We start from the raw sequence: 8,776 nt of genomic DNA, 5'->3' as shown, positions 1-8,776 counted from the left end.
ACCCACACCCGCCACCGCCCCGCCGGACCAATCTGGCAACTCCACGGCCACCCCGGCCCACTCGCCCTCGCCGACCTCGCCACCACCACCTCCACAACGCCCACCACCCACAAGCCGCCGAGCTGACCAAGCCGGCGGCGACCTCCCGGGCGACTTGACCTTCACCAGGAGGTGAGCGTGGATGGCTCCCGCCAGAGCCGACGCGCGGCGACACCGTGACCACCGCGCATCCGGCAAGCCCATGAGGGTGCCCCCGACGAAGGGCCTACCGATGCCCAAGCCTCACCGCGAACGACCCGGACGCCTCGCCGCAGTACCCGACGACATCACCGACCCCCTGCTATGGCGCCTCGCCATCGACGTCCTCGCCGCCCACCAACCCGAACACGACGGCAACTGCCGCAACCTGCAGTGCGCCGGGCAAACCGGCATCTGCACCGCGGCATCCAACGCCCGCCGAGCGCTCACACTCGCCCGAACAGCCACACGCCCCGCCAACCCCGCACCCCTCCCAGCACAGCGGGGAGCGGCACCAAGACCACCCGCACGACCCAGCAGGGACTTCATCGGCTGGTTCACGACACCCAAGCCGGCCCCGGCTACCGAACTGCCTGATCCTGGATCCCGGCGAAGACCGATCACATCACTGCGACACGTCGCGTAACACCGACACCCCACAGGCCATCCCCTGACGACCAGCGCCTGGTTGATACTGGAACGCAACCTTCTCCCGCACCGCCGCCAGCCGCGCCAAATAGCTCGTCAAACTCGTCGGATCCCGCCGTAGCCTTGCGGGAGCCGACAGCCCGTTCTACGGCATCGTCGCTGACGCGAGGCGGCGTCGCAGGTCCTCGACGACGCTGAGGGCCTCTTCCTCTTCGACGTCGCCGGCCCAGCGATGGCGCCAGGCCGAGCCGTCGGTGAGCACCACATCGAGTGCCCGCGTCGCCAAGTCCAGCAGCGACGAGCTGACTTGAATGTCGCCGCGTCCGACGAGGAACCACGGGGCGTAGGCCGAGTTCGAGGCCGGCGCGCCGGTGAGCGACTGCAGCGCAGTCGCGGCAGCGGCGACCGCGCGAGCGGCCTCGCCCGCTGTGAGGTTCGACCCGCTCGCCACAGCCGCCGCGAGAGCCTGCCGCAGATGCTCGGTGCGTTGGTCGGGTGCGCTGGCCTCCAGGGCGCCGCACCACTCGACCGCATCGTCGTTGTCGAACGGACCGAGCTGCCAGACCGCCATCGCACCTCCTCTGACCCGCGTAACCAAACCAAAATCACAACGTCGACCACTTGCGGGATCGGTCGCCGCTTGTCCACAAGCGTCGGGGCGAGCGGCGACGCGCCCAGAGCCTACCCCCAAGATCGACAACTCCGCGGTATGCTCCTGTCGTGTCCGAGCCGCCAGGAAAGCCAATCATGGACCGCACCTCGGTAGAGCTCTTCGCGGGTGGCGGCGGTTTGGCGATGGCCGTCCATCGCGCCGGCTTTCGTCCCCTTCTGATCAACGAACTCGTCAAGTACGCGTGCGAGACCCTCAAAGCCAACGCGGCCACCCCCCGGGGCGAGACCGAACATATCCCCTCTCCTGGTGAGCGATGGCCTCTGGTCGAGGGAGACGTACGTAACGTCAATTTCGACTACTTGTGGGACCGCGTTGACCTGCTCGCCGGAGGGCCGCCCTGCCAGCCCTTCAGTCTGGGTGGCGTCGCCAAGGGTGACGAGGACAAGCGCAACATGTTCCCGGAGATGTTCCGCGCCATCCGCCAGCTCCAGCCGAAGGCAGTCATCTGCGAGAACGTGCGTGGCTTGTTGCGTCCGTCCTTCAAACCGTACTTCGACTACATCGAGCGGGAGTTGCGCCTGCCGTTCGAGGAGCGCGACGAGGACACCACGTGGCGCGAGCACGACGAGGTGCTACGGAAGCGACTCGACGAGGCCCCGACGGACCCGAAGCGGCGGTACGAGGTCGTGACCACGAGGGTCAACGCCGCCGACTACGGTGTCCCTCAGGTCCGCAACAGGATCATCATCGTGGCGTTCAGGTCCGACCTTGGTGTCGATATCAACCGCTTCAAGGAGGCCGTGCGCCCGCGATACTCGGAAGCGGCGTTGATCCGGTCAATGCTGGACGGCTCCTACTGGAAGCGGCATCGGGACGTCCCCGCCCATGTGCGTCGACGCGTCATGTCCCGATTGCCCGACACACCACCCAGGGCCGACGACACCCTTCCATGGCGTACCCTGCGGGACGCCATCAAAGGACTCGACGGCCAATCCTCCCTTCCCCCAGTGCCGTGGGACCGACTCGACCGACGCGAGTACCACCTCGGTGGCGTCACCGACCACATCGGCTGGCCGGAAGCCCGCATCTACGCCGGCCACACTCCAAACGAGCTCGATCGACCAGCCAAGACTGTCAAAGCCGGAGTACATGGGGTGCCCGGCGGGGAGTCGGTGCTCCTGACCGACGACCCACTACCCGAACCGGTCGACGGGGCCGCCTATCCGTACCGCCACCGCTACATGACCGTACGCGAGACAGCGCGAGTCATGACCTTCCCCGACACCTGGAAGCTCGCCGGCCCCCGTGGTGAGCAGATGCGCCAACTAGGCAACGCCGTCCCCGTCATGCTCGGCGAGTTCTTCGCCCGAGCCATCGCCACAGCCCTTGACGAGGCCGAGAGCAAGCCGTGACCACATCGGCACGGGCCGAACAGCACTGGGCGGAGAAGCCACCGGAGCCGAGGGCGTGGAAAGGGCGAAACGGCCGTAACCGACGAGCGGCCGCAGCCGAGCAGGACCGAGCCGCGGGCGGGGCGGACCGTCGGTGGGTCGACCTCGGCGATGGACGCCGGGCACGAGCCTCCGTCGAACTCAAACTGCTACCGCGCACGCGGCGAATTCGCGCCTACCTGCGTTGGTCGGATCGTGGTCGCTCACCCGCCCGCTACCTTGGGCCGGTCGAACACGCCAGCCGGGCGGAGAATCTCGCCGAGGGATGGCGACTCGCGTGGGCGCGAGGGCTCCTCGCGGCACCGGACACCGCCCAGACCTCATGGGCCAAGAGCCCGGCGGTAAGAGCGGTAATGCGTGCCAACAAGAGCCGCGACACCGGCCCAGAACGACGAATTCGTACGCTGCTCCACAAGGCGGGCCTGCGATACCGGGTCAACGCTCGCCCACTACCCACGCTCCGACGCACCGCCGACATCGTGTTTCCCACCGCTCGTGTCGCGGTTTTCGTGGACGGCTGCTACTGGCACGGATGCCCCGACCACTACCGTCCCGCTCGAGCCAATGATCAGTTCTGGCGCGAGAAGATCGACGGGAACCGCGCCCGAGACCGGGAAACGGACCAACTGCTTGCCGATGCCGGATGGGTTGTTGTCCGAGCCTGGGAACATGAGAACCCCGTTAACGCAGCCGAACGCATCGGTCAGATCGTCCGCCGGGCGTCGCATGAGCGGCGGGCCGCGCGACCGGCCTGAGGTACGGGCGACACGCTGCGGTCGGCACCGAATGTACCTGCCGACACGGCGGGGCAGGACATCAGGTCGTCCGGCCTGGGATGAGGATTAGGTCGCCGGATTGCGGCCAGAGGTCGGCGACGGTCGTGCGCCACCTGGACGGTGATGTTCAGGGATATCTTTACCCATTCTTCTCTCCAGGCGGGGCCACATTCAGCTCGTGCGGCCCACCGCGAGAATCCTCGCCTAACAGGGTCCGGTGCCTCTCTTACATCGAGCCAGCCGGGACATCCCGGCAGGTCTCGGTCGACGGGATGATCTCACCGAAGCATGCTGGTGGTGCCACCACAGGTACCTCTCCTGGGGCGGCGAGGCGGCGTCGGGCAGCAGAAGCCATTCCGCCAGCGGAGGACGACCGAACGCCGCCCGCGTGGCCGGGTCGGCCCGGGCCGCTGCCGCGAGCGCGGGCTTGAGGTGAATACGCAGGCCGCCGTTGACGGTCATCAGGCCGGTGTCGACATCATGGGTCGGGCAAGCGGCCAGCCCGTTACGCGCGTCGAGCCGTTCGGCGTGTTGCTCACTCGCCACGGCTTGATGTGGCTGGGCGACAAGCATCTGTGCCGCCCGGCTGCCCGATAGGTCGACTGACAACCCGCAGAACACGCATCGGTGCGTGGTTGCGGAGCACCTCCCGGCGAACCGATGCTGACCGATCCGTAGTGCGGCGACCAGGAGACGCTCGGTCACCCGTTCCTCCAGGGCACTCCGCTCCCGCAACCACCCCGCCGCCGCCGACGGCCGCACGGCGGCGGCGACATCTACCTCGTCCAACTCGCGCTGGCCGATAAGAACTAGTTCCCTGTCATCGTCAGTCCGAGGAAGTCAGGCAACGCCTCCGGCGTGATATCGACGTCACGCGCGGCCATCAGGACGAGCCGGTAGACAGCGCCGACCCGCCCCGGCTCGCACAGGAGCTGAGCCGCGACCTCGACCTCGTGCTTAGCGCCGTCGCGTCGGCTCCCGTCGAGGTTGGCCATCTTCGCCCCGGACCACCACCGCTTCCAACGCAGGCCCGTCAGATGCGGCAGCAACGCCGGAATGATCTCCATCCGGCACCCCACCCGAACTACGGACCAACGCGACTGACAAATGTGTGCCAGAGCCAAGGTTTGGGGCGGCGTTGACATCTAGATCTAGACTTCGAGTTCCACGATCCGTGGGCAGAGGACGCCCCACACGGTCCCCGCGCTTCTCGAGCGAGTCATCGCCGGCAGCGTCCACAACTCGTTGACTCGGGAGATAAGCGACCGATGACTGCTCGGCTCAGCAGCCTCAACCTCACGCCGTCGCCACGAATATTGGAGATGATCGCCGAGGTCGACCTGCAGCTTCATCAATGCCTCGGAGAGTTGATCGACAACTCGTTGGACGAGCTGATCGAAGCCTCGACGCGAGACCGATCGCTGGAGCCTCGGATCGACATCACGCTGCCGACCTCCGGCGCGGCCGGAAAGTCGTCGGTCATTACGGTGGGCGACAACGGTCGGGGCATGTCGCCCGAGCGGCTGCAGCGGGCGCTTAGCGCCGGCACTTCAGGCAAGCAGCGCTTTGGCAGTCTCGGCCTGTTCGGCATGGGATTCAACATCGCCACGGCGCGTCTCGGAGCCGTCACCGAGGTCAGGACCGGGTGTCGGGGTGACGATCAGTGGGTGATCGCGACGATCGATCTCAGGGCGATGCAGCGCGAGTCCACCTATCAGGTCCCGTTGCGTTACGAGGACAAGTCGCGTGAAGAGCACGGCACGCTGGTCACCGTCACCAAACTTCGCGAAGACATGGTGACTCGGCTGAAGTCCACACGCGCGATCAAAGAGACGATGAGCCTCTTGGGACGCGTGTACACGTACATGCTGCGGAACCCACAGGCTGGCCACTCGGGTGCCGAGCTTATGGGTGGGGCCAATCAGCGCCTGTACGTCAACGGTCGCCCGGTCGCGCCCCACCTTCCATGCGTCTGGGACCCAAGCCGTTCCGTGCCCTATAAGGGCTCGGACGTCCATGCCGGCGACAGAATCAACATCCCGCTCACCAACGCGTACGCCTGCATGAACTGCGGCCGCTGGTACAGCGTGGCCCACGAGGAGTGCGTCGACTGCGAGAGTACCGACATCGAGGAGCGGGAACGGCGGATCTGGGGCTGGCTCGGCATCCAGCGGTACGCCGACAAGTCCGACTTCGGACTGACATTCCTGCGCCACGGCCGGGCGATCACGTACCAGGACAAGTCCCTGTTCAGTTGGGAGACCCCGGACGGTGACTTTGAGCTGGAGTATCCGGTGGAGCTCGGTATGGGACGGATCGTCGGCGAGATCCATCTCGACCACGCGCCGGTGAACGTGCGGAAGAACAACTTCGATACCTCATCACACGAATGGCGTTTCATGGTCGAGAAGATCCGTGGGCCGGAGCCTCTCCGGCCGCAGATCGCCATGCGTCTGGTCGGACGCGAGAACGCGTCTCCGTTGAGCCGTTTCTTCAACGCCTACCGCGAGAACAAGCCGGGAGTTCGTTACCTCGTCCCGGGTAACGGCACCACCTCGATCCATGAGACCGCCAAGGGCTGGGCGAGCAAGTTCCGCGCCAACGATCCCGAGTACCTCACCGATGAGAAGTGGTACGAGGCCATCGAGACGCACGAAAGGATCAAAAACGGTCCGCCGCCCGGTCCGCCGCCGCCAGCGGCGGCGGCGGACGATGACGACTGGCTTGACGACGAAGGCCTCGGTCACCTCGGCGGGGAAAGGGACGAGCCCGCCGATGAGCCGGAACCGATCACACCGGAGACCGAGGAGGAGCGGTTCGCGCGGTGGCGATCCGCCGCGACGCTCTTGCCGGACACGGACCGGGAGGTGCGCATCGGCAACGCGCAGCCCGTTCTGCGTGTTTACGTCACGTCTGGAGTCGAACTGAGCATGGACGGCCAGAGACAGCCGTCCGCCATTCGGATCGTCGCCGGCGAGATCGAGATCTACGTCGACGCCGAGGCGACACTCATCCGCCAGTACGGATGGTCACCCTTGAACCTCGCCCTGGTCTGCTGCGCGCCACGACTCAAAAACGTCTACTCCGTCGAGGGATCCTTCGACAATCTGGTGACCTCGATCCTCGAGCAATTCCCCGACCGCCGGGTTGACGCCGCCGCTGTACGGGCTCGCGGCGACGCCCTGCTCGAGAACATGCGCGAGCGCCTCGCCCATCTCGCGCCGAAGAGTCCACACGCTTACTGGAGCGCCCTGTCCGCCGAAGCCAGGCGAGCCGCCGAGGCGATCGCGGTGAGCATCACGCCCGACGTCGACTGGAGCGGCGCGGTCGAAAATGGGGAGTTCGCGCGCTATCTCAGCGCGGACGGCGTCTACGACCTGGTGACCAACAGTCCCGCCCTGGTGCTCGACGCCGCCTTGTTCCGGACCACCTACGCCTCCCTTAGCGAGGACACCCAGGCGGACCAGATCTCCCGGATCGCAGCACTGCTGGCCGACCTGCGAAGGATGGTCGCGGGAGCGCCCATACGTAAGACGGTGGAGCTGTCTCGGCTGCTGCTGACCGCCGATCTCCTCGACGACGAGATCGTCACGATATGACGAACTCGTTTCTCGATCCGGCGTTCCTGGTCGACGAGGGGCCGAAGGGCTTCACGCGGCAGCTCGAACGACTGCTTGGTCTCATCGCGTTCACTGAGGTCGTCAACGTCGACGGCCCAGGTGACAAGGGCGCCGACATCATCGCTCGCCTCAAGGGGCAGGACTGGGTCTTCCAGGCCAAGTGGAAGAAGTCGGGGTCAGTCGACTACGACGCCGTGGACGAGGCCCACACGGCGATGCGCCACTACGGCATCCACCGCGCGGTGGTTGTGACGAACAGAGCTTTTACCCGAAAAGCCCATGAGCGCGTTCAGGCGTTGCGTGACGTCGGAATCAACATCACCCTATGGGATGGCCGCCGACTCGCGACCGTTTATGACCGCGCCCCCGACAACGTCAAACCGTTCGACCTGCATCTGTACCAGGACCGCGCGGTGGAGGCCACATGGGAGGCCCTCACCGACGCCGGCCAAGCTCTGGTATACCTGGCCACCGGCCTCGGCAAGACCGTCGTCGCCGGTCGAGTCCTGAGACGCTTCCTGCTAGCCAACCCGGGCGCGCGCGTGCTGGTCACCGCACACATGATCGATCTTGTGGAGCAACTGGAACGCGCCATGTGGCGTGACATCCCCAAACAGGTTCCCACGCGGCTCCTCCACGGTAACTCAAAGCCACACGCCTTGCCCGGCGTGACCTTCGGCGTCGCTCCGACGGCCCGCAGCTACGTCGAGTCCGGCTATTCGCCCGGCCTCGTCATCGTGGACGAGGCCCACCACGTCGGCGAAACCGGCAACTACGCCTCGCTGCTCGAACGTTTGCCCGAGGCAAAGCGGCTCGGGGTGACCGCAACGCCGTGGCGTGGCGACAAGTACGACATCGAGCGGACGTTCGGAAACCCGGTCGTCCGGGTGTCCATCTCGCAGGGCATGAACCTCGGCTACCTGGCCGACGTCAAGTACAGCGTCTTCGCCGACAACATCGACTGGGACTTCGTACGTGAGGCATCCGAGCACGGCTACACCATCAAAGACCTGAACAAGCGTCTGTTCATCCCCGAGCGGGACGACGCCGTCAAAGGGCACATCGAGAAAATCTGGGACCAGACGCCGAACCCCCGAGCCATCATCTTCTGCCAGACGATCGAGCACGCGGAGCGGATGCGCGACTTGATCGCGTTGCGTCCCGGATGGGAGCGGGCGGCGACGCTGCACGCGAACCTGAAGACCAGAGAACGACGCAAGCGGCTCTTGGGCTTCCGCTCCGGCGAGGTACCGATCCTGGTAGCCGTGGACATCCTCAACGAGGGTGTTGACGTCCCCGATGTCAACATCCTGTGCTTCACCCGGGTCACCCACAGCCGACGGATCTTCGTGCAGCAACTCGGGCGAGGCCTACGCCTATCGAAGGGCAAGAGCCGCGTGGAAGTTCTCGACTTCGTCAGCGACATCAGGCGCCTCGCCGAGGTCTACGACATGCGCGAGCAGGTGTCCGAGGCCGAGATCGAACAGGTATCGGTCGGACGCAATCAGTTCGTCTTCGAGGACCTCCGCGTGCGGAACCTGCTGGAACAGTGGATGGCCGACGTCGGGGATCTGGGTGGCGCCGACGACAGCGTACGCCTCGAGTTCCCACCCATTGGAGGAATCTGATGGCGGCGCTTCCACCCCAGGT

At 66.1% G+C, this 8,776-nt stretch carries 6 protein-coding genes; 4 read left to right on the top strand and 2 right to left on the bottom strand.

Annotation, left to right across the window (positions count from 1 at the left end; genetic code table 11):
• Positions 1-811: 811 nt before the first annotated feature.
• Complete coding sequence (locus EAD96_RS24610) at positions 812-1,237, bottom strand: DUF4259 domain-containing protein (RefSeq protein WP_121685948.1); 426 nt, start codon at positions 1,235-1,237, stop codon at positions 812-814.
• Positions 1,238-1,386: 149 nt separating this feature from the next.
• Between EAD96_RS24610 and EAD96_RS24605 the strand changes: the two genes are divergently transcribed.
• Positions 1,387-2,691, top strand: a complete 1,305-nt coding sequence (locus tag EAD96_RS24605) for a DNA cytosine methyltransferase (RefSeq protein ID WP_233586158.1) — start codon at positions 1,387-1,389, stop codon at positions 2,689-2,691.
• A 392-nt stretch (positions 2,692-3,083) separates the two neighbouring features.
• Positions 3,084-3,485, top strand: a complete 402-nt coding sequence (locus EAD96_RS24600; protein ID WP_121685946.1) for a very short patch repair endonuclease — start codon at positions 3,084-3,086, stop codon at positions 3,483-3,485.
• A gap of 830 nt (positions 3,486-4,315) precedes the next feature.
• Here EAD96_RS24600 and EAD96_RS24595 read toward each other — a convergent pair.
• On the bottom strand, positions 4,316-4,573 hold the full coding sequence (locus tag EAD96_RS24595) for a hypothetical protein (protein ID WP_121685945.1): 258 nt from the start codon (positions 4,571-4,573) through the stop codon (positions 4,316-4,318).
• 201 nt (positions 4,574-4,774) lie between these two features.
• Between EAD96_RS24595 and EAD96_RS24590 the strand changes: the two genes are divergently transcribed.
• Both EAD96_RS24590 and EAD96_RS24585 read left to right on the top strand, forming a co-directional pair.
• Positions 4,775-7,105 carry an ATP-binding protein gene (locus tag EAD96_RS24590; protein ID WP_121685944.1) on the top strand — a complete coding sequence of 777 codons (2,331 nt, stop codon included), beginning with the start codon at positions 4,775-4,777 and terminating at the stop codon, positions 7,103-7,105.
• Positions 7,102-8,754: a helicase-related protein gene (locus tag EAD96_RS24585; protein ID WP_121685943.1), complete on the top strand. Its 1,653-nt coding sequence runs from the start codon at positions 7,102-7,104 to the stop codon at positions 8,752-8,754. The genes EAD96_RS24590 and EAD96_RS24585 overlap by 4 nt, the downstream gene beginning before the upstream one ends.
• Positions 8,755-8,776 lie beyond the last annotated feature (22 nt).

The sequence above is a fragment of the Micromonospora sp. BL1 genome, from assembly GCF_003667485.1.
Lineage (GTDB): Bacteria > Actinomycetota > Actinomycetes > Mycobacteriales > Micromonosporaceae > Micromonospora > Micromonospora tulbaghiae.
Note: the sequence above shows the minus strand (reverse complement) of the source record. Positions and strands in the feature narration are given on the sequence as shown.